This is a genomic window from Winogradskyella undariae (assembly GCF_013285155.1).
In the GTDB taxonomy this organism is placed as follows: Bacteria; Bacteroidota; Bacteroidia; order Flavobacteriales; family Flavobacteriaceae; genus Winogradskyella; species Winogradskyella undariae.
Genome location: NZ_JABTEL010000003.1, coordinates 101440 through 127230 on the forward strand (window position 1 = coordinate 101440; position 25791 = coordinate 127230).

Genomic DNA, 25791 nt, shown 5'->3' on the forward strand with positions numbered 1-25791 from the left:
TTTTGTACTCATGAGTAATAAACAACCTATAGGTATATTTGATTCTGGTATTGGTGGGACTTCTATCTTTAAAGAAATTCATTCCCTATTACCAAATGAAAATTGCATTTATCTAGCCGATAGTATAAATGCTCCTTATGGAAATAAGTCTAAAGAAGACATTATAAAGCTTAGTATTAAAAATACTGAATACTTAATAAATAAAGGTTGTAAAATTATTGTAATTGCTTGTAATACGGCTACTACAAATGCTATTGATTACTTAAGAGCAAACTATAATATTCCTTTTATAGGAATAGAGCCAGCTATTAAACCTGCGGCTTTAAATACACAAACCAAGGCTATTGGTATATTGGCTACAAAGGGAACTTTAAGTAGTCAACTTTTTCATAAAACTACAGATCTATATTCTGAAGGAATTAAGATTATAGAACAAGAAGGGGATGGTATTGTTCAGTTAATAGAATCTGGTCAGTTAAATTCTAATAAGATGAAATCTCTTTTAGAAATCTATTTAAAGCCCATGTTAGAGCAGAATATAGATCACCTAGTGTTGGGTTGTACACATTATCCTTATTTAATACCTATGCTATCTAAAATGCTTCCTAGTCATATTAAAATTATTGACTCCGGAAGAGCTGTAGCAAACCAAACAAAAGTGGTATTAGCTTCTTTAGATTTGCTCAATCCTTCTTCAGAAAATCCAAAAATAGAATTGTTATCAAACAGTGATATTGCAGTTTTAAATACAATACTCGATAATAAATTTAATGTAACTCATTTAAAATTTTAGTAAGGTTAATTAAGTTTTCCATACTAAGACTTTATGAAATTACTATTTGTTTATAATGCGAACTCAGGAAAGTTAAATAACCTATTAGATATTGGTCATAAATTATTGAGTCCTTCAACATATCAATGCAGTCTTTGTGCTTTAACACATGATACGTTTAAGGAAAATACAATATGGAAAAACTTTAGAGCAGAAAGTCAGTTTCAAATGGAATTTTATCATAAAGATGAATTTGAAACCAAATTCCCTAGTGTAAAGCTAAATTATCCTACAATATTAAAACTAGAAACAATTCAATTTACTACAGTTTTAACTCCAGACATCTTAAATGAAATTTCATCTGTTGAAGCTTTAATTGAGAGATTGAAAGTGAGTCTTTAATTTTGTAGAATAATCTATAAAACAATTCTTATTCTTCCTTAAACCAACCTGAATATTTTACATAATTGTTTGCGATACGATCAATTTCACCTGAAATTAATTCTTTGCTAATGTCTTTTACTTTTTTAGCAGGAACACCAGCATAAATACTTCCAGATTTTACGATTGTATTTTTAGTAACCACAGCTCCTGCTGCAATAATGCTATTGCTTTCTATAACGCAATCATCCATAACAATGCTTCCCATACCGATCAGTACATTGTCTTGAATCGTACAACCATGGACCATTGCATTATGGCCAATAGACACATTGTTACCTATTGTTGTTGGTGATTTTTGATACGTTGCATGTATTATAGCACCGTCTTGAATATTCACCTTGTTTCCTATTTTAATGTAGTGTACATCGCCTCTAATTACGGCATTAAACCATATGCTGCATTGGCTTCCTAATGTAACGTCTCCAACAATAGTTGCATTCTCTGCAACGTAGCAATCTTCTGGGATTTGAGGGTGTTTTCCTTGTACGGTTTTTATAAGTGGCATAACTTCTTTTTTAGTGAATTATTATACCTTAAAGATAAAATGAAAAACTTGAATATGATAAAATATGGCACAAAAAAAGAGTAGCATATTTGCTACTCTTTAATCTTAATTTTATGAATGAGAAAACTATACGTTTTCAGCATCTCTTAAGCCTTGGATATATTCAGCTTTCTGAATTTCTCTTCTTCTTGTTACAGAAGGTTTAGCGAAATAACGCTTTTCTCTTAAGTTTTGCATAATTTGCACATTTCTGTGTTTACGCTTATAACGCTTAAGTGCACGTTCTATATTTTCTCCTTCTTTGATTTCGATTTTAATCATTATATCGATATATTTTTATTAACTAATTCTTGCAAACGGTCGGCAAATATACTTTAACTATTTGAAAATAAAAAATTAATTGAAACTTTTAAACAATTATTTTTAAATTTAAAAGTTTCAATACTATTCTTACTATAAAATCATTAGGCTAAACCTATATCATTAGTAGAAGAATCTATGTTTCAGGCTTTAAAGTAAAATTATTTTAAAGCAGTTAATTTATCCTAAGTATGTTTTTAAGATCTTACTCTTACTAGCATGTCTTAATCTTCTAATTCCTTTTTCTCTAATTTGTCTTACACGTTCGCGTGTTAGATCATAGATACTTCCAATTTCTTCTAATGTCATTGGTGGTTGATCTCCAATACCAAAGTTTAAGCGAATAACATCACTTTCCTTCTGTGTTAATGTTTCTAAAGCACGTTCTACTTCTACATTTAATGACTCACGCATTAAATCGTGATCAGGTCTTGGTGATTCACCAGAACTTACAACATCATACAAACTAAAAGTTTCTCCATCCTTCAATGGCGCATCCATAGAAAGGTGACGACCAGAATTTTTCATTGATTGTTTTACCTCACGAACACTAAGATCTAGTTCACCAGCAATTTCATCTGCATTTGGTGGTCTTTGATTTACTTGCTCTAAATGAGAAAAGGCTTTATTAATCTTATTAATAGTACCAATTTTATTTAAAGGCAAACGTACAATACGAGACTGTTCTGCTAAAGCTTGTAAAATAGCTTGTCTAATCCACCATACAGCATAAGAAATAAACTTAAAACCTCTAGTTTCATCAAAACGCTTTGCTGCTTTTACCAAACCTGCATTACCTTCATTAATTAAATCTGGTAATTTTAATCCTTGATTTTGATATTGTTTTGCAACTGATACAACGAACCTTAAATTGGCTGTTGTTAATTTATCTAGTGCAGCTTGATCACCTTTTTTAATAAGTTGTGCTAATTCCACTTCTTCATCAGCTGTTATCAATGGAATCTTACTTATGTCTTGTAGATATTTATCTAAAGATTTATCTTCCCTATTGGTAACCTGCTTGGTGATTTTTAATTGCCTCATGTATCCTTTGAAATTTTGTGAACCTTCAATGTAACCTAATTATTAAGAATTCCAAAAAATTATGGAATTATTAACAAAAAGTGGTTGATTTTTTTTATTTTAACCGATTAACGGTCTTATTTTGGTCTAATCTTCTGTTTTATCGTCCGTAGTTTTATTTTTTCCACTTAAGAGTCCGCCAAGAATATTTCCGACACCTTCTTTCACTTTATCTTCTGTACTTTGTTTTGTAGATTCTTCAGATGTTGCTGTAGAGTCTGTTTTTGTAGTGTTTGAATTTCCTCCGACAAGACCGCTTAATAAATCGCTAACTTTATCTTTTCCTTTGCCAATTAATTTCTGTTTTTCAATTTCAACTAATTGTTTTGTTAAGTTAGTAACGCCACTTGTTAAATCTGTTTGGATATTAGGACTCGCAAATGTGCCGCCGATATTTGCCGTTACAGGAACTGTAAGGTTATTTACCTCGCTATCATTAATTTTTCCTATTAATTGATTGACTTCACTTCCTAAATATTTAGCTGGTACTTGTAAAACAGCACTATAATTCATCGTGTTTGTAAAACTATGCGTGCCCGATACTTCAATAGGAATGTCTTTATAGTTGATAGTGAATGGTTTTACTGAAACATTTCCATTTTCAAAACTTAAGTTAGCTACAATATCTTTAAGGTCAAGTCCATTAAAATCAATAAAATCTAGTTTACTATCTAAACTACTTAATAGAGGACTGTTACTTGTATCTACCTTATCTGTTAGGATTTTAGCTAAAGCACTACCAGAAATAGTACTTAGGTCTGGAGAAAGACTACTGTCTAGTAATCCGCTAACATCTATAGTAGAGTTAAATTTACCTTGAAGTACTTTTGCTATTGGTGCTATAGATTTTAGCATTTCTAATTTTGAAAAGGACTGCGAAATATCAAAATTTTGCATTCCCAACTTCATATCAAAGGTTGGTTTTTCATTTTTAGTAGAAACACTACCTGTAATGCCTAATTGTCCATTAAAAATATCTGTAGTCATATTTTGAAGACTAGCCGTTTGATCTTTAATGACTAATTTACCTTTTACGTTTTTTAAATTTAGATTATCGTAAATAACAGTTTTAGCATTGGCTGTGATAGTGCAATCTAAAAATGCTGGAATTTTAAGAGACTCGGCAACGGTTGCAGTTTCGTTTGATTTAGTATCACTAGAGGTTTCTGTTTCTGTAGTAACAGTATCTTCAGACATAAAATCTGAAAGGGCAAATGTGTTAGAGTTTAAGTTGAAATTACCTTCTAGGTTTTTATCACTTAACATAAAACCAAGTAAGTTGTTGATGGTTCCTGTTGCAGAAAAATCACTTTTTCCGGTTAAGGCATCAAAACTATTTAAACTCACAGTTCCTGGTTTAAAGCTTAAATCGGCTTTATTAATTTGAATTGGATTTAAAATATCATCTGAAGAAAATACAAAATTAGATAACGAAATATTTCCTACGCTTTTAATACGTTGGTATGCGTTGGTTTCAATAGCATCCATGTCAAAAGAGGTACTTATGTTGGCTTTTAAAATTCCACTAAGTTCATTGTCTAATTCAACAGGGTAAGCTTTGGTGATGTTTGCTAAATTTAGAGAGCCATCTAACTTCGCTGCTACTAACATATTTTTAGTTAGATTTTTAATAGAAGCTTCGGCTTTAAAAACATCTTCATCAATTTGAAAATTTAACTTATCAATATTAACAAAGGTATCATCAACATTCCCTGTTGTGTTTTTTATAGAAACATCAATACCTATATTTTTTACACTTTTTGGAAGTTGAGGGAATTTGAAAGAAGCATTTTCCGAAAGTAAATTAATATCTAAAGTCGGGATTGTTTCTTCCGAAACTAAACCTTTTACAATTCCTGTGAATGAAAAGTTTCCTGTTGTGCTAACATCGGCAACATCTTTAGCATAAGCTTCAGGGATTATTGCTAAGAAATCTTTAAACGTAGCTCCCGGATTTTTAAAAGTGATGTCTATCTGTTGTCCGGCTTCTACCAATTGCACATAACCATCAAACTCTAATGGTAATGCATTAATGTAGGCTTTATTTTCTTTAAAGGTATATTTTTCTTGCTCTAAATCTAAGTCAATTAACGCATCTAATTTAATATGGGTGTTAGTTAAATAAGAAGTGCTATCCATCGCAAAACTAACGTTTGCTTCAGTATTAGTGTCTAATTCAGATTTCCCGCCAGAGAAAATTCCGGTTCCTTTATGGTTAATTTCTGTAAGGTAGAATGCCATATCAGAAGTTTCATCTATATAGGTAAAGGCACTATTGTTTAATTCATAGTTATCAATATCAAAACTAAAGCCCGCTGAACTTTCTGTTTCTGTTGGTGTTTCTGTAGTGGTTTCACTTTCTTTTACAATATCGTAATTTACAGCACCTGTTTTATTGGTTTTAATGACTAAGAGTAATTCATTAGCGATAATTTCATTGATTTCTAACGGGTCTTCTGTTCCATTTAATAATTGCATCATTCCCATTTCAAAAGAAATTGATTGCGCAGTTGCTAAACTTTCTCCAGCAAAAGGAGCGCGATTAATTACTTTTAAATTTTCAACACTAACTTCTGCTTTAGGAAAACTACTAATAAGACTAAGGCTAATATCATCAAAAGATAAATCAGCATTTAAATTTTCATCTGCATAGTTTTGAACAATGGCATCTATTTTAGATTCTAAAACAAAAGGAATAGCTACAAGTATTGCAATAAAAAGGACTAATACGATTCCGATAATTTTTAAAAATTTCTTCATAAGTTCTATTTGGGTTGGTAAAATAATATCTCAATACTATATATACGCAAATTTCTGCATAAAAGTTGCTAATATCAATAAGTTTAAGAAGATTTTAATGATTTAGTAAGGTCTAATTTGTATTAATAAAAATACTATTATTTAGTTGTATGGGTGTTAAAGTAAATCTATTTCTTGATTAACTTTTAAGTTAAAACGTTTCCGGAATAAGTAAACACCAAGATATAAAAACGGCGTATCTAATATGGCAACTATAACTTTAAAAATAAAACCACTTATGAGTAAGCCTTTAAAATTAGCCCAATCTATAATGCCAAAGCTACAAAGTAAAGAGACAATTGTAAAAGTGTCTATAAATTGAGAAAGCCAAGTGGAAAAATTATTCCGAATCCATAAGTGTTTTCCTTTAGTAATACGTTTCCAAAAATGATAAATTTGAATATCTACAAATTGCGCAAATAGGTAGGTGAGCATACTCGCAAAAACAGCAATTGTGGTATTTCCAAAAACCGTATCAAACATTTTGTTGTCTACATAAGACCATTCTGTAGCAGGCATGCTACTTGCGGTAAAAATAATTAATAAGGAAAATAGCGAGGCAAAAATTCCAACCACCACAATATCATTGGCTCTTTTTTTTCCATAAATCTCACTAATTAAATCGGTAATTAAAAAAGTTATAGGATAAGGCAGAATTCCGACAGAAATCTCAAATAATTTAGAACCAAAGATTTCTATATCTAGAGGATACCAATAAAAGAATTTTTGAAATATTAAATTTGAAACGACAAGCGATGTAATAAAAAGTCCGCCAAGTAAGAGATAAATACGTTGTGCTAAAAGTTTGTCTCTTAATGTCATTAAGCTGTGGTTGTAGTTTGTTTTCAGTAAAGATAAAGAATTTGATTTTGTTGTAATAGTTACTTAAACTTAAGTTTATTCTGGATTAGAAAAAGATGATGAAAAACAAAAGATTTTATTTTTAAAAGAACAGTCCTTAAATCATTAGCATAATAGATTTTGTTTTAGTTATTTTGTCCATCCCGATTCGGCATAGAATCCGTATTTATTTATGAAGCCAACCAAAACCATTCACATCGCATTAGGAAGTAACAAAGGTCATAAATTGCAGTATTTGCAATTGGCTATTGATGCTGTTTTTAAGCGTATTGGTGTAGTTAAAAAGATTTCTAAAGTCTATAAAACACTTGCTTTTGGATTTGAAGGTGATGATTTTTATAATGCTTGCATAACGGTAGATACAGAATTGAAACCTAAAAGAGTGTTGAGAGAACTCCAGACTATAGAAGTAGAGTTGGGGCGAAAATCAAAAACGACTAAAGGTTATGAGTCTCGTGAAATTGATTTAGATATTTTGTTTTTTGAAGATGAAATTATTGAGGAAAAAACATTAACGATTCCGCATTTAGAATTACATAAGCGTAAGTTTGTTTTAGAGCCACTTTTAGATATTGCGAAAGATTTTGAACATCCTGTTTTAAATAAATCTATTGAGCTATTACTTTCAGAATGCGAGGATAATTCAGAAATTGAATCTTTAGATTTTTACTTAGAAAATCCAAGAACAGCATACACTTTTAATAATCATAGTTATATTGCTATCGAAGGGAATATTGGAGCTGGAAAAACTAGTTTGGCAAATAAGATTGCTAAAGATTTTAATGCGAAATTAATTTTAGAACGTTTTGCAGATAATCCATTTTTGCCAAAATTCTATAAAGAACCAGAGCGTTATGCATTTACTTTGGAAATGTCGTTTTTAGCAGACCGTTACCAACAAATTAGTGACGACTTATCGCAATTCGATTTGTTTAAGGATTTTATGGTGAGTGATTATGATGTGTTTAAGTCTTTAATTTTTTCTAAAATCACCTTACCAGAAGATGAATTTAGATTGTACAGAAAACTATTCTACCAGGTTTATAAAGATATCGCTAAGCCAGATTTGTACATTTATTTATATCAGAATACAGAAAGACTTCAGGCTAATATAAAAAAGAGAGGTCGTAATTACGAAAAAGATATTAAGGACGATTATCTCGAAAAAATAAATGCTGGTTATCTCGATTTTTTAAAGAGTCAACAAGAGATGAATGTGAAGATTATTGATATTTCAGATAAAGATTTTGTAAAGTCTCGTGAAGATTATTTGTGGCTATTGGGTGAAATTAATGATTCTTCAGTAAGCAGTAAGCAGTAAGCAGTAAGCAGTAAGCAGTTTAGGCTTAATAAAATTGAAATAAGATAATTTTAAAATTGAGAGAAATCTCTCTGTGAAAACTTCGTGTTACTCAGCGCATCTCAGCGTAATAATTAAAACTTTATTAAATAGTTTTATAAAGAACAGTTACAATACAGCCTTTGTTATCTTCAAGGTGAATTTCTGAAAGTAGATGTTCTTCCTTTACTTCTAAATTAAAAGGAGCTTTCAATAGATTAACACCACTATTTTGTTTTAATCGAATTCCTTGGCTTGCAATTTTATCTTTATTAACTTCAAAATTACCTTGAGGTAAATGTTCTGTAAGAATTATATATTTATAGTTTTTTAATTTCTCTACAATCTTAAGTATTTCAACATTAGATAAATGTTGAAGGACTTGTCTTATAATAATACAATCTGCTTTATGTAATTCATCTTCTACAATATTTAAACAATGAAATTCTAAATTCTTAGCTTTAAAAAGTGTTTTGTTTCTTTCAATTAGATTTTCAACGATATCAATCCCAATATATTTTTTAGTGTGTTTAGTGAGTTGTTTTCCAATATTAAAATCACCGCAACCTAAATCGCAAACCACTAAATCATTATCATGAGATTTAAGGAAGCTAATAATCGAATCTAAATAAGGTTGAATGATTTCTGTATGATGAGAACCTTCACCTGAATAGAAATCAAAGTCTTTTCCGCCCCAAAGTTTCTTGTCGTAAATCTGTTCCATTACGGCTTTAGTAGGCCAAGGTTTTTTCATTTGTTCTTTATTAAGGTAAATAAAAAGCGAAGTTGTTCAACTTTGTTCAAGAAATAAGAGTATAACTTTCTATTTTCTATTTTCTATTTTCTATCTTCTATCTTCTATCTTCGAAAACACATCCCAAATCACCACACCACAACTCACAGAAATATTTAAGGAATGTTTGGTTCCGTATTGTGGAATTTCAATCACAACATCACTTGCATCAACAACATCTTGTGCAACACCTTTTACTTCGTTTCCAAATACAAAAGCGTATTTTTTATGAGGTTGAGGTGTAAATTTGTTTAGCATCGTAGCATTTTCAGCTTGCTCTATTGAGCAGATATTAACATCTTCTGCCTTTAGTTTTTCAATAACATCTAAGGTGTTTTCTGTATATTCCCAATCTACGGTTTCTGTACTTCCTAGGGCTGTTTTTCTAATGTCGTTATGCGGTGGTTGTGCAGTAATACCACACAAATAGATTTTTTCAATTAAAAAAGCATCACTAGTTCTAAACACAGAACCAATATTATTTAAGCTTCTAATATTATCGAGTATAATAATGATTGGTGATTTTTCAGCTGTTTTAAATTCTGAAACTTCTAATCGGTCTAGTTCTTCGTTTTTTAGTTTACGCATTTTTATCGTTTTGGAGACTTATCAGGTTTTTAAAACCTTGCAGGTCTGAAAAGTGTAATTATCAACATCTGTAAATAACTTCTAGTCTTTCGGTTTTAATAAGCCTCAAAATATAAGTAATTTAGCAAACTTGCAATCTTGAAATTTTTCAAGACAAAAATATAACTTAAAACCAGATTACCATTGGCTAAATCCGCAAAAAAAGTAACCCCATTAATGAAACAGTATAATGCCATTAAGGTAAAATATCCTGATGCATTATTATTGTTTAGAGTTGGTGATTTTTACGAAACATTTGGTAGCGATGCTGTTAAAGCGTCTAAAATTTTAGATATTATTTTAACCAAGCGTGGTGCGGGTAGTGAGAGTGAAATTGAGTTGGCTGGTTTTCCACATCATTCTTTAAATACCTATTTACCTAAATTAGTTAGAGCAGGTGAACGTGTTGCTATTTGCGACCAATTAGAAGATCCTAAGCAAACCAAAACGATTGTAAAACGAGGAGTTACAGAATTGGTAACGCCTGGTGTGGCTTTTAATGATGATATTTTACATTCTAAATCGAATAACTTTTTAGCAGCTGTTTATTTTGAAAAGGAACGTATCGGAATTGCATTCTTGGATATTTCTACAGGTGAATTTTTAACGTCTCAAGGAAATGCTGAATATGTAGATAAGTTACTTCAAAATTTTAATCCAAGTGAAGTTTTAATTTCAAAGAAAAGTAGAAAAGTGTTTTCTGAAACCTTCGGAAATGATTTTCATACCTTTTATTTGGAAGATTGGGTTTTTCAAGCCGATTATGCTAATGAAACTTTAACCAAACATTTTAATACTAAAACGCTTAAAGGGTTTGGAATTGAAGATTTATATGAAGGGATTATCGCTTCAGGTGTAGTGCTTCATTATTTAGGAGAAACACGTCATAATAAATTAGAACATATTGCTACGGTTTCTAGAATTGCTACAGATGATTATGTGTGGATGGATAAATTTACCATCCGAAATTTAGAGTTATACCATTCTACTAATGCTAATGCTGTAACTTTAATTAACGTTATTGATAAAACGATTTCGGCAATGGGAGGTCGTATGCTAAAGCGTTGGTTGGCATTGCCTCTTAAGCATGCCGAAAAAATAAAGCAGCGTCACGAAGTCGTCAAATATTTACTTGAAAACGAAACGGTTTTAGAAAAAGTTCAAACGCAAATAAAACAAATAGGAGACATTGAACGTCTGATTTCAAAAATAGCAACGGTAAAAGTTTCCCCACGAGAGGTTATTCAACTTAAAAACTCGTTAGATGCTATTGTGCCTATTAAATCGGTAGCGGAAACTTGCGAGAATGAAGCTCTAAAAATACTAGGTGATAATTTACATCGTTGTGATTTATTGCGCGAAAAAATAAAGGAAACCTTAAACGAAGAAGCGCCTGTAAATGTTTTAAAAGGGCATACAATTGCTGTTGGTTTTTCAGAAGAATTAGATGAATTAAGAGGTTTGTCTCAATCCGGAAAAACTTATTTAGATAATATGCTAAAGCGCGAAAGCGAACGAACAGGCATAACATCTTTAAAGATAGCATCGAACAACGTTTTTGGGTATTATATAGAGGTTCGTAACTCACATAAAGATAAAGTACCTGAAGAATGGATTAGAAAGCAAACTTTAGTAAATGCAGAGCGTTACATTACCGAAGAGCTTAAAGAATATGAAGCAAAAATTTTAGGGGCAGAAGAACGTATTTTAGCTATAGAGCAACAATTATTTGGTGAGTTGGTCACTTGGATGCATCAATTTATTATTTCGGTACAACAGAATGCACAACTTATTGGGCAATTAGATTGTTTATGTGGTTTTGCAAGTTTAGCAAATGCAAATAAATATGTGTACCCACAAATTGATGATAGTTACGATTTAGAAATTAAAGATGGTCGTCACCCAGTGATTGAAAAACAATTACCCATCGGTGAACCTTATATTGCAAATGATGTTTTTTTAGATAGAGAAACGCAACAAATTATTATGATTACGGGGCCTAACATGTCTGGTAAGTCGGCTATTTTAAGGCAAACTGCTTTAATTGTATTATTAGCGCAAATAGGGAGTTTTGTGCCTGCAGGAGAAGCGCGTATAGGATTGGTAGATAAGATTTTTACTAGAGTAGGAGCTAGCGATAATATTTCGATGGGTGAATCTACTTTTATGGTAGAAATGAATGAGACCGCTTCTATTCTTAATAATATTTCAGACCGAAGTTTAGTGTTGTTAGATGAAATAGGAAGAGGAACTAGTACATACGATGGTATTTCTATCGCTTGGGCTATTAGTGAATATCTACATGAACATCCCTCTAAGCCTAAAACGCTTTTTGCAACGCATTACCATGAGTTAAATGAAATGACAGAGACGTTTGGTCGTATTAAAAATTTCAACGTTGCTGTAAAGGAATTAAAAGACAATGTGCTTTTTGTTCGGAAATTGGTTGAAGGTGGAAGTGAACACAGTTTTGGTATTCATGTTGCAAAAATGGCGGGAATGCCTCAGCAAGTCATCCGACGTGCAAATAAAATTTTATCAAAATTAGAGAAATCGCATTCTAGTGAAGAACTAACAGATAAAGTAAAAGGATTAAAAGACGATTTACAACTTAGTTTTTTTAATTTAGATGATCCCTTACTCGTTGAAATTAAGGACGAAATCATCCATACGGACATAGATACCTTAACACCTGTTGAGGCTTTAATGAAGCTCAATGAAATTAAGAGAATGTTGGTGAAGAAAAAGCCAGTTTAAATTTTTTTTAATTTTTTTCGAAAAAAGTTTGGTGGTATGTAAATAAAGTGTAAATTTGCACCCGCTTACAGAGCGAAACGTTCATTAAAATTGCGAAAGTAGCTCAGGGGTAGAGCATCACCTTGCCAAGGTGGAGGTCGTGGGTTCAAATCCCATCTTTCGCTCTGAATACAAAAATATACCAATTTGATTACATTTATTTGTAATTATAATGCTGAAGTGGTGGAATTGGTAGACACGTTGGACTTAAAATCCAATGTCCATTAGGACGTACGGGTTCAAGTCCCGTCTTCAGTACTAAGCCTTTGCAGGATTTCCTGCAAAGGCTTTTTTTTATTCAGGTACAACATAGGTACAACATTTTCATCTTTTTCTTAGATTCATTTAATTTGTGATTGCTTAGTAGTAAATGATAGTAAAATAATGAGATAATTACCAAAAAGCGGTGTGTTTCTCGAAAGTTTACTGAAGTTGAATCGTTCAGCTATTATAAAAGAACGTTTATACTAGTAGTTTTAAATAGTGATTTTTTCCTTTAATATTTTCAATAACTCTTGGCTATAATATTTATAAATATCAGGGATATTCAGTACGGTAACTTTTGAGTAATACCTAGACCCTGTATACTTCTGTATTTGCCCAAGATGTCTTTGTTCCATTACATAAACTTTATCTGCCCACTGCAATAGATCTTCAGTTAATGCTGTTGTTCCTTCTTTTCTGCAAATTTTAAGATTGGTGCCAGCACTCAAAAATTCGTGACTATTATATTTTGAAGCAAAATAATCCTCAGCAGTCTTAGACCGTTGTTTATTAGCTGAACATACAAATAGAATTTTCAAGACAGTTGCTTTTAATTACAGTGTAAATATAAGTATTAAACAACACTAAATAAAATGCATCATAACGATTATGCATAAATAAACTTGTTTTATTAATAAGTTTTGATTATATTTGCACCGTAATGATTATGTAATTTAAATTATGCAAAGCAAGATAGTCAATTTAAAATCAATTCTAAGCTACCAAGGTCTATCCTCTGGATACTCTTTTCGAGGTAAGATAAAGAACACTCATAATGGAGGTGTTCGAGTGATACAATTAAAAGACTTTGAAGAAAATTACACTTATATAGGTGATGATTGTTATCTAGTTGATAGCGATATGATAAAAAGTAAGTATTACTTAGAATCTGGAGATATTCTATTTACAGGAAAGGGAACTAATAATTTCGCGCTAGTATTTAAGGAAATTGATCATATTCCAACCATTGCCTCATCTGCCTTATTTGTTATTAAAGTAGATGATGGTATAGCTAATCCTGACTTTATCGCTTGGTATATCAACCAGTCAAAAGTTCAAAATTATTTCAAAACCAATGAAGCGGGCACTTACAACACTAGTATTAATAAAACAACATTAGAAGAAACACCTATTGTACTTCCATCATTAGAGGTACAATCTAAGATAGCCAAAATAGCAAATCTTCATAATGAGGAATTCGCGCTTAGTAATAAAATAATAGAACTAAAAAATAAATTAACAACCACACAACTTTTAAACATATTATAAAATGTCAAACAAAATAAAGCCTAGTCAAGATCAAATTAATGCAGCATTATGGAATGCTTGTGACACCTTTAGAGGAGCTTTTGATTCGTCAGAATACAAAAACTACATCTTAGTATTTATGTTTATCAAGTACTTAAGTGATGTTTGGAAAGATCACTATAACGAACTTAAAGAGCGCTATGGAGATGATGAAGAGTTAATCCAAAGAAAACTAAAGCGAGAAAGATTTGTTCTTCCGGACGACTGCTCTTTTGATTATATCTACGAACACAGAAATGACACAGATATAGGTGAGAAAATTGATAAAATATTCGCGAAAATTGAAGAGAGCAATCTTGAAAAGTTGGACGGTGTGTTTAGAAACATCAGTTTTAATTCTGATAAATTAGGACAAACAAAAGACCGTAATCGTCGTCTTAAAAATTTGATTAATGATTTTGCTAAGCCTGAGTTAGACTTCCGTCCTTCGCTATGGGAAGGTAAACAAGATATTCTTGGAGAAGCATATATGTACCTCTTAGAAAAATTTGCATCTGGAGCAGGTAAAAAAGGTGGAGAATTTTTTACACCAAAAGAAGTGTCTAGCTTATTAGCTAAACTAGTATCACCAAAAGAAGGTGATCGCATCTTTGATCCAACATGTGGGTCTGGTTCATTGTTGATTAAAGTAGCAGAAGAAACAAAAGATGTACAAGGCAACCCAACAAATAATTTTGCTATTTATGGTCAAGAAAGCAATGGAGATACCTGGGCATTAAGTAAAATGAACTGCTTCTTGCATAGTATGGATTCAGCACAAATTGAATGGTGTGACACCATTAATAATCCAATGCTAAAAGAAGGTGATGCCTTAATGAAATTTGATATCGTAGTGGCAAATCCACCGTTTAGCCTTGACAAATGGGGGCACGAGAATGCAGAAGCAGATCGTTACAAGCGTTTTCTTCGTGGTGTACCACCTAAATCTAAGGGGGATTATGCTTTTATTCTGCATATGATAGAAACAACGTTGCCTACAGGTAAAGTAGGTGTTATTGTTCCGCACGGTGTTTTATTTCGTGGAAGTGCAGAGCAAAAAATTCGTCAAAAACTAATTGAAGAAAATTTACTAGAAGCAGTAATTGGCTTACCAACTAACCTATTTTATGGTACAGGTATTCCTGCAGCAATTCTAATTTTTAATAAAGCAAAAACGACTAAAGACATTATATTCATAGATGCGAGCAAAGAGTTTGATGATGGTAAAAAGCAGAATGTATTGCGTGCTCAAGACATAGATAGAATCGTTAACACCTACAAGGATTTTAAAACAATCGAAAAATACAGCTCAGTAGTAAAGCCTGCAGAAGTAGTTGAGAATGATTTCAACTTAAACATACCGCGTTATGTAGACACTTTTGAAGAAGAAGAGCCAGTAGATATAGCACAAGTACAACAAAATATTATAGAGCTAGAAGCTGAATTAGTGGAAGTGCGTGCAGAAATGAACAAACATTTAAAGGAATTAGGGTATTAGTAGCGAAAAAATATAGGTAGTCAAATAATCCTTGACAGCTCAAAACAGAATTATTATGAGTCAAGACGAAAACAACATTATAATTTACACCACACAAGATGGAAAAAGTTCCGTAGCATTATTTGCGCGAGATGGCAACGTCTGGATGAATCAAAAACAACTTTCAGAACTTTTTGACACCTCTGTCCCGAACATAAGTATGCATATCAAAAGTATACTGGAAGACAAGGAGTTAATAGAGAATTCAGTTGTTAAGGATTACTTAACAACTGCAGTAGATGGCAAAGAATATAAGGTTGCTTTTTATGCCTTAAACATGATATTGGCAATTGGTTATCGGGTACGTAGTAAACGTGGTGTTCAGTTTAGGCAATGGGCAACTAGAAATTTAAGCGAGTTTATTGTTAAAGGTTTTGTAATGGATGATGAGCGCTTAAAAAATCCAGATGGGCGCCCAGATTATTTCGATGAGTTATTAGAACGTATTCGAGGTATACGGGCTTCCGAAAAACGCTTTTATCAAAAAGTACGAGATCTATTTAGTTTAAGTAGCGATTATGATCCAACAGATAAAGCAACACAAATGTTTTTTGCAGAAGCGCAAAACAAGTTGCTCTATGCGACCACAAATCAAACAGCAGCAGCGCTCATTGTAAAACGTGCTGATGCCAATAAATTAAACATGGGTCTTTCTACATGGAAAGGCGGTGTGGTTAGAAAACAGGATATTACTGTTGCTAAAAATTATTTAACAGAAGATGAGTTAGATAGCCTAAACAGACTGGTGGTTATCTTTTTAGAAACCGCTGAGCTACGTGCTAAAAACAAACAAGATCTTACAATGCGTTATTGGCAAAATAATTTAGATAAAATTATAGAATTTAATGAGCTTCAAGTTTTAGATAGTCCTGGTAAGGTAAGTCATAAACAAATGGAAAAGAAAGTACGTGCACAATATGAGTTGTATGATCAAAAACGAAAAAAACAGGATGCAGAAGAAGCAGATCGTATAGACTTAGAAGATTTAAAGTCTTTAGAACAAAAAATTAAAAACAAAAAATAACATGACCATATATCCTACCATTAACCGCAGTGTGTTATTAGTTGTACCAAAACAACCGTTTTACGATTGGAGCAACGCGCTAACACCAGATTTGCCAGAAACCAATGCAGACGATATAAGTGAATACAATAGCTATTTGCAAGAAGAAGAACTCTTTCTGGACGATCCCAAAAGCGAACTAAAAAATTACTGGAAAAAGATATTTATCAACGAACTCTTTGGGCAATGGACAGATGAAGCTGACTACCCAAAACTAAGCTGGAAACTTTTTACAGAGTGGTTCAGTTTTTATAGATCTAGCATTGTAACAGACCTTACCGACGAACCGCTTTATACCCAAGATTATGAATAAGAATACACAAAGTGAGGATATTTTGGTAAAGGATAATGAAGGATATAAACAAACTAAGTTAGGATGGATTCCTAAGGATTGGGTTTATACTAGTATAAGAGATTTTATTAATCAGTTGAATGGTTTTGCTTTCAAAAGTGATGAGTTTAATCAGCAAGGTAAAGGAACTAGATTGTGCAGAGGGATAAATATAACTAGAGGTAATTTACGCTTTGGTGAAAAGAATGAGATGTTTTGGGAAAATTCTAATAATCTAAATCTAGATAAATATTTACTACAAAATGGAGATATTGTAATTTCTATGGACGGTTCTTTAGTTGGTAGAAATTATAGTTTAGTTGACGAAGCATTTTTGCCACTTTTACTAGTTCAGCGAGTAGCAAGATTACGTACTAAGAGTACAATGTCACAATCATTTCTTTTTCATTGGATTTCTAGTAATAATTTCATTAGGTATGTTGACTCAGTAAAGACAAGCTCAGGTATACCACATATTTCAGCAAAGGATATTAATAATTTTACGATTGCAATTCCACCACTTCCAGAACAACAAAAAATAGCCAGAATTCTAAACACTTGGGACAAAGCCATAGCTGCTCAAGAAAAGCTAATAACAGAAAAACACGAGCTAAAAAATGGGTTGATGCAACAGTTGTTGACTGGAAAGAAACGGTTTCCTGAGTTTAAAGAAAAATGGCAAACTTCAAAGTTAGGTGACATTTTCACAATTCAAGGAAGAGTTGGATGGAAAGGTTACAAAAAAGAAGACTTGAGAGATGAAGGACCATTAGTTATCGGAGCCAAGCATATAAAAAATCAATTATTAAACTTGAGTGACCCGACACATTTATCACTAGAAAAGTACGAAGAGTCACCAGAAATTATGATTAAAATAAATGATCTTCTTATTGTTCAAAGAGGTTCTCTTGGAAAAATAGCAGTAATTGAGAACGACTTAGGTAAAGCAACTATTAATCCAAGTATGGCAATTTTAAGACCTAAAAGGGATGATATTTCTGTAAAGTATATTTATTATTTTTTGTGTTCAGATTTCAGCCAAAAACTAATAATGTCCGAGACAGGCAGTACTGGTGTCCCAATGATATCGCAAAAACAAATTTCAACTTTCAAAATGACATATCCATCATTAAAGGAACAACACAAGATAGTTGGTCTAATGCAAACAATGGATGAAGAGTTTTCTAGTTTAAAAGAAGCTCTTAAAGCTTTAAAAAAACAAAAACAAGGATTAATGCAGCAGTTATTGACTGGTGAGAAACGGGTAAATACACATTAACATGGAAGAATTTAAAGAAATAGAAAACTCAAGATATGTATTGGATAGGTTTGACCATTACATTGAGGGCGCAAATAGTAAAGGGAACTTTTTATTAGCTTTTAGCGCTTTTATATTCGGTTTTATCATTACAAGTTTTAAAACAATAGTTGAATTTGATAATTCAGAGGATAAAAGCTGGACAATAGGTTTGCTAATTATCATTTTAATTATTGGTTTAGTAAGCATTGCATTTACAATTGCGGCAGTATTTCCGTTTTTAAAAACAAACAATTCAAGTAGTAAAAAATACCATTCTCTAGTGTTTTTCAATTCCATAGCAGATATGGATGAAGAGGTCTTTTTAAAACAGTATAAACAACAAAAAAATAAAAAGATTTGTAAAGATATGGCAAAACAAATTTTTGCCATATCTAAAGGTCTTAAAATAAAATATTTCAGAATTAGTTGGGCAATTAGGTTGGTTTTTGTGCAGTTAATCCTATTGTTATCAATTATAATAATCAAAGTAGTATGAGCTTATTTAAAAATTATAAATCCGGTTTAGAAAGTGTTTTAAGTAGATCTGGTCAAACACTTCAAAAAGGTTGGAGTTCGCCTTATGTATTATTAAATGAAAGCACAAAAACGTTCTCATCAGTACCAACTAACATAGAGCCAAATTCTAAAACTATTTTGGAGTTCGATTCTAATCAGTTGCAAAAGTACTTTGGACCAAATAAATATTCATTTGATAATGTTACTATCGGCAATCATCCAGATTTTGAATATTTGGCTGAAAATCAAATGCTAAAACATCATTGCGTTTCAATGTTTATTGATATAAAAGGTTCTACAAGATTAGCTTTAAAATATTCGTTAGAAGAAGTGAGATTAATCAAAGATACCTTATTAACACTTTGTATAAATGTTGTAAGTCATTTTGGTGGTCATGTACATCGTTTACAGGGTGACGCTGCTTTTGTCCAATTTGTTAGAAAAGATTCAAATTCTAACGATAGTATTATTAATGCATTAAATGCAGCAAGCGTTTTGTGTCAGGCAGTGTCCGAGGATTTATCTTCTGCTTTTGTTAGCTATGGCTTAGACCCAATTAAAATTAGAGTAGGTATTGATTATGGCTCAGATGAAGAAGTAATGTGGTCACACTATGGCATTACTAACTGTAATGAATTAACAACAACAAGTCTTCATACTGATTTAGCTGCGAAACTTCAGCACAAAGCTTCTGTAAATTCCATTAGAATTGGTAAAAATTTAGTGGATGCAATTGAAATGAAAGAAGAGTATATTTCTACGCCAAGAGTTAAAAAAAATGGGGAGTATGTAGATGACCGTTATATTATTCAATCACCAGTTTTCAATTATCGCCAATTCGATTTTGACTGGAAAAAGTATTTAAATAGTTTTTCATTTTATAAACAAAATGGCAGTGGTAAACTGGAAATATTCGATAATCCATTCACATTAATGACAACAGTTTATAAACCAGACCAAGAGTATAATAGTTCACAATATTTTGAAAATAATTATGCGATTCTTAAAGGTAGGCTGATCAAGTATCAATTAATGTTTAATAATTCCCCATATCACAGAAAGCATTATGAAACAATTACTTGGGAAGCATATAATTATGGGTCTGAAGCAAAAAAGGCAAAAGACGAAAATCATGATTTTGAGAAAAAATTTGTAAATAAAAGTCATTGTATTGCACATGCTGGCTATCATGGTAATCATTACTTAAAATGTTCTATTAAACGAGAACATTCAGATAACATTATATTGAAATTCCCAGTATATGTTGATGATAAATTGGATAGCGAAATAGATATAAATAGTTTGTTGAATTAAAAATTTAGAAAAATTTTATGGAAAAAGAATTTAATATTATAAAAAATTTAACTGGGCCACAACGTTTAGAGTTTAATAGTGATATGCAACAGCTTTTTTTACAATGCCACAAGACTTTAAAAGGAAGGATGGATAAACTAAAAGATGTTGTGGTAAATCTAAATTTAAAAAATGAGGTGTACCTAAAAGTTCTTTGCGAATACGATAATTTATCGTCAAATAAAGTTAAAATCACAGAACTGTATAAGTATAAGAGTGAAAAAGAATACAACCAAGCGCTTGCTATTGAAAGAGCAAACTTAAATTAAAATAGATATGCCAAGAAAAGAAAGACACGTAGTTGCTAACCCTGATGGTGGTTGGGACTCAAAAAGAGAAAAAGCAGAAAGAGCTTCAAAACATTTTGAAACAAAAAAAGAAGCAATGGATTGGAGCAGACAAAAAAGTAGGTCTGAAGGTTCAGAATTAATACCTCATAAACGTAATGGGAGAATACAAAACCCAGACAGTCATGGTAATGACCCTAATCCACCTAAAGATAAAAACTAATGAATATTTCGTTAGAACAGTTATATGGTATTTGGAGGCACGAACACAATGGTGTAATTACAGATTTTAATGTTAGGGTTTATGATGAACAGCATCATACAGGCATTTCTATGTTTACAGTTTATAGATGGACAGACGATGGTTCAGAAATTATTTATGAGTGGCATGGTGTTCCGGAAATAATAAATTATCCAGACTTGATTTCAGATATTAGTTTACATCATTTAATATCGACTGAAGAAAATCTAACATATCAAAACCTGAAAATCTGGCATTTCACCAATAACCTAATGATATTAGAATTTGGTGATGGCTCAAGAGTAGAATTTCAAAAATTAGGAGCCGATGCAGGATAAAATCATCATATTAAAAAATACTAAAATTGGGATTGTTAAAGATACCATTATGTCTGTGCAAGATACATTGAGGTTAGACTTAAAGCAGGAGTTTTTATTACCAGATAGCGCGACTATAAAGACAATTGCAGAGCCTCTTACTGGAATTGAGTATTGGGGTTTATGGATAGCTGCAATTGGTGGTCTAGTTGGTATTATTGCGGCGATAAAAGCGTTTAAAGATTTATTCAAAAGAGATGAATCTCAACAACTACAGATTCAAGGTCAACAAGATCAAATTAATGAACTTGTTAAGCTTAATAAACTTTTTGAAAAACGAGTAAGAATGACTGTAAAGCCACATTTATGGTCTAATGGTAGTGGTTATAACGGGACAGATTATACAATTCATATCAAGCTAGATAATCGCGGAGAGATGGCATTCTATAGTGGTTTTGAAACTTTAGAGGGAGAAGGGGATTTTACTTTTGAAGAATGGGATCAAGATATTCCCATAAAAAAAGACGGATATATACAATTAAGTGGTAATACTTCAGGTCATCCTAATCAAACTTATTTTAAAATAAAGGTTTTTTATTACGATAAAGAGGATTATAAATATGAAACAATTATAGAATGGAACAATGCTAGAGTACGATTTTTAGAAACTAATGAATTATGAAAGTAAACTATAGCGAATACGACGATTAGCAATAACCAGCTTTAGAACTACTAAAAAAAATCAGTTGACAATATTTGTCCTTCAACAACGCTTTTGAAGCACGTAGTGAAATGAACACTTATGTGATTCTTGATTTAAATAATATAACAGATGTTTTAAAAGGTGCTTAAAAAAGTTCCCCAAAAAGTAATAAAGTTTCCCCATAAACTAATAAGGGAGTTAATACTATAAATAATGTTTCAATGAATGCTATTATGAATTTGTATCGTTTTATAAGGGTTTTAGGAGGTTTTGTAATGAAAACGAAAAATATGTACACAGATTTCTATTCCCTAAAAAATAAAATAGTTCCCCAAAAACATATATAATTCCCAAAAGCAAAAAATAATTAGTTTAAAATTATGACAGTAAACTACACAGAATACAACGATTCGCAAAAACCAGCTTTAGCATTGCTTCAAAAAATGGGTTGGCAATACGTATCACCTGAGGATGCTTTTAAAGCGCGAAGTGAGATGTTCACGAATGTCATACTAGATGATATTTTAGCCAAACAGCTGTCAAAGATTAATGAGTTTGAATATAAAGGAGAATCCTATAAATTCTCAACAGGAAGTATTCAGGGCGCTATTAATGCGCTTAAAAATGTGCCTAATGAGGGTTTAGTGCAAACCAACGAGCGCGTCTATGATTTGATAACGCTTGGTAAAAGTTTTAATGAAACCGTACAAGGAGATCGTAAAGCATACACCATAAAATACATAGATTGGCAAAATCCAGAAAATAATGTATTCCACGTAACCGAAGAGTTTGAAGTAGAGGGTGGTAAAGGAAAACGGCGTCCAGATATTGTGCTTTTTGTAAACGGAATTCCATTTGTAGTTATAGAAAACAAACGTCGTGATAAAAATGATTCCATAGATGAAGCTATCTCTCAAAACATACGCAACCAAAAAGAAAAAGAAGGCATACCTAGACTGTTCCATTATGCACAATTATTATTAGCGGTACATCCAAACGAAGTAAAATATGGTGCAACGGGAACACCTGCAAAGTTTTGGTCAATTTGGAAAGAAGATGTAGAAAAAGAAGTCTCTAAACTTTTAAAAAAGAAAACAAATACTACACAAGCTGAAGATCGCTTAGTAACTGAACAAGACAAAGGCATATTTGCTTTATGTGGTACAAAACGTCTTTTAGATTTAACATATAAGTACATTGTATTTGATGGTCCAGATAAAAAAATATGTCGTTATCAGCAGTACTTCGCGGTACAAGAAACCATACAACGTGTAAAAACTAAAAACAAGGAAGGAAACCGTCAAGGTGGTGTGATATGGCACACGACAGGAAGTGGTAAATCTTTAACAATGGTAATGTTATCTAAAGCATTAGCGCTAGATACATCTATAGAATCGCCAAGAGTTATTATAGTAACAGATAGGATAAGTTTGGATAAACAAATCTTTAAAACGTTTGTCAACTGTGGTAAACACGTTAAAAAAGCAAGAAGTGGTAATGACTTAGTAGAGCTTTTACAAGATAAAGGCAATGAAATCATTACTACCATCATTGATAAATTTGAAATTGCTACTAAAAGAGCTTCGTTCAAAGACGAGTCTCAAAATATTTTTGTCTTGGTAGATGAAAGTCATCGTAGTCAATACGGTTCGGCTCACGCTAATATGAAACGCATTGTTCCTAATGCGTCATATATAGGTTTTACTGGAACACCTTTGATGAAATCTCAAAAGAGTACGTCTAAGAAATTTGGTGGATTTATTCACAAATACACCATAGACCAGGCTGTAAAAGATGGTGCTGTATTACCATTATTATATGAAGGAAGATCTGCAAAATTGACCATTAATAAAAAGCAAATCGATAAAGGTTTTGAGCGCTTAGCAGCATCTTTAAATGAAGAAGCTAGAAAAGATTTAAAAAAGAAGTTTGCTACCATTGCTAAAATATATGAGTCCGACAATGTCATTGAAGAAATTGCATATGATATTTCAAAGCATTTTAGTGAAAACTGGAAAGGAACAGGTTTTAAAGCACAACTTGCAGTTCCTAAAATTGATACCGCTATTAAATATCAAAAATATTTTGAAGCACAGACAGATCCAGATCTTAAAATAAACACGAGAGTGGTTTTTACACCACCAGATGGTAGACAAAATAATGATGATGTTTGGTCTGAAACAACAAGTGAATCACAAAAGTATTGGAAGCAAATTCTAGAACGATATAACGATCAAGAGGCTTATGAAACAAATGTCATTGACCGTTTCAAAGAAAATAGTAATGAGGTTGAATTGATAATTGTGGTAAGTAAATTACTGACCGGTTTTGATGCACCTAGAAATACAGTATTATACTTAGCAAAACCACTTAAAGGTCATAATTTATTACAAGCAATTGCACGTGTAAATAGATTATTCGAAGGAAAAGAATATGGTCACATTATAGATTATGTAGGTGTTTTAGGAAAGCTAGATGAAGCATTAACAGAGTACAGTGCTTTAGAAGATTTTGATGAAGAAGATTTAAAAAATACGGTAGTAGATGTCAAAGATGAAATAAGAAAAGTGCCCATACGTCACGCTGAGGTCTGGGATATATTTAATGGTATTTATAACAAAAATGACATTGAAGCTTTAGAGAGACATATTGCAGAAAAAGATGTGCGCGATCAATTCTACGAACGAGTTTCTGCGTTTGCAAGAATATTACAAACTGCGCTAGCTTCAGATGACTTTTATATGGAGTTTAATACAGAACAAATAGGGTTTTATAAAAGCGAATTAAAGAAATTTCAAAGCTTACGTCTATCAGTACAATTCAGGTATGCTGAAAAAGTGTCATACAAAGAATACGAACCAAGAGTTCGTAAACTTTTAGATACGTATATAGATGCAGATGAAGTACAGGTACTTACAACAGATGTTAACATATTTGATAAAAATATGGTAGAAGAAGCTTTAGAGACTTATGGTAAAACGCCAGCGTCAAAAGCAGATTTCATAGCACATCAAATGAAGAAGGTGATTACTGAGAATATGGAAAAAGACGAGGCCTTCTACAAGAAGTTCTCGCAACTGATTGAAGAAACTATTAAAAGTTTTTACGACGGTAGACTTACTGAAAAAGAGTATCTAGAAGCAATACAACAAACGCGAGATGATTTGGCGAGTGGTTATCAAGATGGAATTCCTGATAACTTACAAAACAATCCTCGTGCACGTGCTTTTTACGGAGCTTTAAATGAAGTGCTTAACACAAAACTAGACAAAGAAATTAGTAAAAAGAAAGTCGCAGAAGCTGGTGTTGAGATTGAAGAAATCGTTAATAATCTAATTATAACCGATTGGAAAAAGAACGTCGATATTCAAAATAGAATGGAAAACCAAATTGAAGATTACTTAATAAGCAAAAGAAGTCAATTAGGTGTAGAAATAAGTTTCGATGAAATAGACGCAATTCTAATTAAGTGTTTAAGAGTAGCAAAAAATAATTTTTAATGCGAAGTATACAATACGGTACCAAAGAAATTTTCTTTGAACTTCAGAGGTCTGGTCGTAAAACACTAGCTATAGAAGTGCATCCAGATAGTTCAGTACATATAATTGCGCCTGAAGACAGTTCAATTCAAGACATCGATCAGAAAGTAGAAAAACGAGCAAGTTGGATTATTAAGCAACAGCAATACTTTGAACAGTTTTTACCACGAACACCCGAACGACAATACGTTTCAGGTGAGACACATTACTATTTAGGAAAATCTTATTTATTAAAAGTAACCTCAGGATCATTAAATCAAGTAAAACTCAAATCGGGTAAATTAGAAGTAATGTGTAAAGGTGAAATAAAACAAGAAACAGTCAAAAAGCTTTTAGCACAATGGTATTATCAACACGCTGAAAAAAAATTTAATACCCTTGCTTTAGAAGCTTATTCAAAATTTAAAGAATATGATTTCAAAATGCCAAAGATTGAAATTAGAAGAATGGCCAAACGTTGGGGAAGTTGTAATACTATAGATAAAATCATAATAAATCCAGAAGTCATCAAAGCATCCTCAAAGTGTATTGAATATGTTTTGATACACGAAATGACTCATTTAGTAGTGTCAAATCATAATAAAAAGTTCTATAATACTTTAACAACAGTTATGCCTACTTGGGAGAAATGGAAAGATAAATTAGAACAGAGGTTGGCTTAAAAACAAATCGTT

At 31.9% G+C, this 25791-nt stretch carries 25 protein-coding genes and 2 tRNA genes; 19 read left to right on the top strand and 8 right to left on the bottom strand.

Features of this window, described 5'->3' with window-relative positions; genetic code table 11:
• The first annotated feature begins 10 nt into the window (after positions 1 to 10).
• Positions 11 to 793 carry a glutamate racemase gene (murI, locus tag HSX10_RS04960; RefSeq protein WP_173587103.1) on the top strand — a complete coding sequence of 261 codons (783 nt, stop codon included), beginning with the start codon at positions 11 to 13 and terminating at the stop codon, positions 791 to 793.
• A 33-nt stretch (positions 794 to 826) separates the two neighbouring features.
• Positions 827 to 1174 carry a GTPase gene (locus tag HSX10_RS04965; protein ID WP_173587104.1) on the top strand — a complete coding sequence of 116 codons (348 nt, stop codon included), beginning with the start codon at positions 827 to 829 and terminating at the stop codon, positions 1172 to 1174.
• A gap of 28 nt (positions 1175 to 1202) precedes the next feature.
• Here HSX10_RS04965 and HSX10_RS04970 read toward each other — a convergent pair whose 3' ends face one another.
• From HSX10_RS04970 to HSX10_RS04990, 5 genes are all read right to left on the bottom strand, one after another.
• Positions 1203 to 1721, bottom strand: coding sequence for a gamma carbonic anhydrase family protein (locus HSX10_RS04970; protein WP_173587105.1), 519 nt, complete (start codon positions 1719 to 1721; stop codon positions 1203 to 1205).
• A 126-nt stretch (positions 1722 to 1847) separates the two neighbouring features.
• Entirely contained in the window at positions 1848 to 2042 is a 195-nt protein-coding gene (gene rpsU, locus HSX10_RS04975; RefSeq protein WP_173587106.1) for a 30S ribosomal protein S21, read from the bottom strand.
• Between the two features lie 219 nt (positions 2043 to 2261).
• Positions 2262 to 3125 carry a sigma-70 family RNA polymerase sigma factor gene (locus HSX10_RS04980; protein ID WP_173587107.1) on the bottom strand — a complete coding sequence of 288 codons (864 nt, stop codon included), beginning with the start codon at positions 3123 to 3125 and terminating at the stop codon, positions 2262 to 2264.
• A 126-nt stretch (positions 3126 to 3251) separates the two neighbouring features.
• Complete coding sequence (locus HSX10_RS04985; protein ID WP_173587108.1) at positions 3252 to 5924, bottom strand: AsmA-like C-terminal region-containing protein; 2673 nt, start codon at positions 5922 to 5924, stop codon at positions 3252 to 3254.
• A gap of 156 nt (positions 5925 to 6080) precedes the next feature.
• On the bottom strand, positions 6081 to 6785 hold the full coding sequence (locus HSX10_RS04990; RefSeq protein ID WP_173587109.1) for a queuosine precursor transporter: 705 nt from the start codon (positions 6783 to 6785) through the stop codon (positions 6081 to 6083).
• A 211-nt stretch (positions 6786 to 6996) separates the two neighbouring features.
• On the opposite strand from HSX10_RS04990, the gene folK reads away from it, so the two are divergent.
• A complete protein-coding gene (folK, locus tag HSX10_RS04995; RefSeq protein ID WP_173587110.1) occupies positions 6997 to 8145 on the top strand; it encodes a 2-amino-4-hydroxy-6-hydroxymethyldihydropteridine diphosphokinase in 1149 nt (382 codons plus the stop codon).
• A gap of 124 nt (positions 8146 to 8269) precedes the next feature.
• Here folK and HSX10_RS05000 read toward each other — a convergent pair whose 3' ends face one another.
• Together HSX10_RS05000 and HSX10_RS05005 are read right to left on the bottom strand one after the other, a co-directional pair.
• The gene (locus HSX10_RS05000; protein WP_254453199.1) at positions 8270 to 8917 is read right to left on the bottom strand and encodes a class I SAM-dependent methyltransferase; all 648 of its coding nucleotides are present in this window, start codon (positions 8915 to 8917) and stop codon (positions 8270 to 8272) included.
• Between the two features lie 90 nt (positions 8918 to 9007).
• On the bottom strand, positions 9008 to 9544 hold the full coding sequence (locus HSX10_RS05005) for an RNA methyltransferase (RefSeq protein WP_173587111.1): 537 nt from the start codon (positions 9542 to 9544) through the stop codon (positions 9008 to 9010).
• Between the two features lie 183 nt (positions 9545 to 9727).
• Between HSX10_RS05005 and mutS the strand changes: the two genes are divergently transcribed.
• The 3 genes from mutS to HSX10_RS05020 all read left to right on the top strand — a co-directional run bounded on the left by mutS (position 9728) and on the right by HSX10_RS05020 (position 12637).
• A complete protein-coding gene (gene mutS, locus HSX10_RS05010; RefSeq protein ID WP_173587112.1) occupies positions 9728 to 12340 on the top strand; it encodes a DNA mismatch repair protein MutS in 2613 nt (870 codons plus the stop codon).
• 92 nt (positions 12341 to 12432) lie between these two features.
• A tRNA-Gly gene (locus HSX10_RS05015) sits at positions 12433 to 12504 on the top strand.
• 49 nt (positions 12505 to 12553) lie between these two features.
• Positions 12554 to 12637, top strand: a tRNA-Leu gene (locus tag HSX10_RS05020).
• A gap of 218 nt (positions 12638 to 12855) precedes the next feature.
• Here HSX10_RS05020 and HSX10_RS05025 read toward each other — a convergent pair.
• Positions 12856 to 13182: a phosphotyrosine protein phosphatase gene (locus HSX10_RS05025; RefSeq protein ID WP_173587113.1), complete on the bottom strand. Its 327-nt coding sequence runs from the start codon at positions 13180 to 13182 to the stop codon at positions 12856 to 12858.
• A gap of 142 nt (positions 13183 to 13324) precedes the next feature.
• On the opposite strand from HSX10_RS05025, the gene HSX10_RS05030 reads away from it, so the two are divergent.
• From HSX10_RS05030 to HSX10_RS05090, 13 genes are all read left to right on the top strand, one after another.
• Positions 13325 to 13912, top strand: a complete 588-nt coding sequence (locus tag HSX10_RS05030) for a restriction endonuclease subunit S (protein WP_173587114.1) — start codon at positions 13325 to 13327, stop codon at positions 13910 to 13912.
• A gap of 1 nt (position 13913) precedes the next feature.
• Positions 13914 to 15428 carry a type I restriction-modification system subunit M gene (locus HSX10_RS05035; RefSeq protein WP_173587115.1) on the top strand — a complete coding sequence of 505 codons (1515 nt, stop codon included), beginning with the start codon at positions 13914 to 13916 and terminating at the stop codon, positions 15426 to 15428.
• 55 nt (positions 15429 to 15483) lie between these two features.
• Entirely contained in the window at positions 15484 to 16491 is a 1008-nt protein-coding gene (locus HSX10_RS05040) for a virulence RhuM family protein (RefSeq protein WP_173587116.1), read from the top strand.
• Position 16492: 1 nt separating this feature from the next.
• Positions 16493 to 16843 (top strand): VacJ, encoded by a 351-nt coding sequence (locus tag HSX10_RS05045; RefSeq protein ID WP_173587117.1) that lies wholly within the window; start codon positions 16493 to 16495, stop codon positions 16841 to 16843.
• On the top strand, positions 16836 to 18140 hold the full coding sequence (locus HSX10_RS05050; RefSeq protein ID WP_173587118.1) for a restriction endonuclease subunit S: 1305 nt from the start codon (positions 16836 to 16838) through the stop codon (positions 18138 to 18140). Before HSX10_RS05045 ends, HSX10_RS05050 begins: the two co-directional genes overlap by 8 nt.
• Before the next feature lies 1 nt (position 18141).
• Positions 18142 to 18657, top strand: a complete 516-nt coding sequence (locus HSX10_RS05055) for a Pycsar system effector family protein (protein WP_173587119.1) — start codon at positions 18142 to 18144, stop codon at positions 18655 to 18657.
• Positions 18654 to 19991, top strand: coding sequence for a nucleotide-binding domain-containing protein (locus tag HSX10_RS05060; protein ID WP_173587120.1), 1338 nt, complete (start codon positions 18654 to 18656; stop codon positions 19989 to 19991). Before HSX10_RS05055 ends, HSX10_RS05060 begins: the two co-directional genes overlap by 4 nt.
• Positions 19992 to 20008: 17 nt before the next feature.
• The gene (locus HSX10_RS05065) at positions 20009 to 20299 is read left to right on the top strand and encodes a hypothetical protein (protein WP_173587121.1); all 291 of its coding nucleotides are present in this window, start codon (positions 20009 to 20011) and stop codon (positions 20297 to 20299) included.
• 7 nt (positions 20300 to 20306) lie between these two features.
• Positions 20307 to 20540, top strand: coding sequence for a DUF2188 domain-containing protein (locus HSX10_RS05070; RefSeq protein ID WP_173587122.1), 234 nt, complete (start codon positions 20307 to 20309; stop codon positions 20538 to 20540).
• A complete protein-coding gene (locus HSX10_RS05075) occupies positions 20540 to 20896 on the top strand; it encodes a hypothetical protein (RefSeq protein ID WP_173587123.1) in 357 nt (118 codons plus the stop codon). Before HSX10_RS05070 ends, HSX10_RS05075 begins: the two co-directional genes overlap by 1 nt.
• Positions 20886 to 21557, top strand: a complete 672-nt coding sequence (locus tag HSX10_RS05080; RefSeq protein WP_173587124.1) for a hypothetical protein — start codon at positions 20886 to 20888, stop codon at positions 21555 to 21557. The genes HSX10_RS05075 and HSX10_RS05080 overlap by 11 nt, the downstream gene beginning before the upstream one ends.
• A 401-nt stretch (positions 21558 to 21958) precedes the next feature.
• Positions 21959 to 25078, top strand: coding sequence for a type I restriction endonuclease subunit R (locus tag HSX10_RS05085; protein ID WP_217363233.1), 3120 nt, complete (start codon positions 21959 to 21961; stop codon positions 25076 to 25078).
• On the top strand, positions 25078 to 25779 hold the full coding sequence (locus HSX10_RS05090) for a M48 family metallopeptidase (RefSeq protein WP_173587125.1): 702 nt from the start codon (positions 25078 to 25080) through the stop codon (positions 25777 to 25779). The genes HSX10_RS05085 and HSX10_RS05090 overlap by 1 nt, the downstream gene beginning before the upstream one ends.
• Positions 25780 to 25791 lie beyond the last annotated feature (12 nt).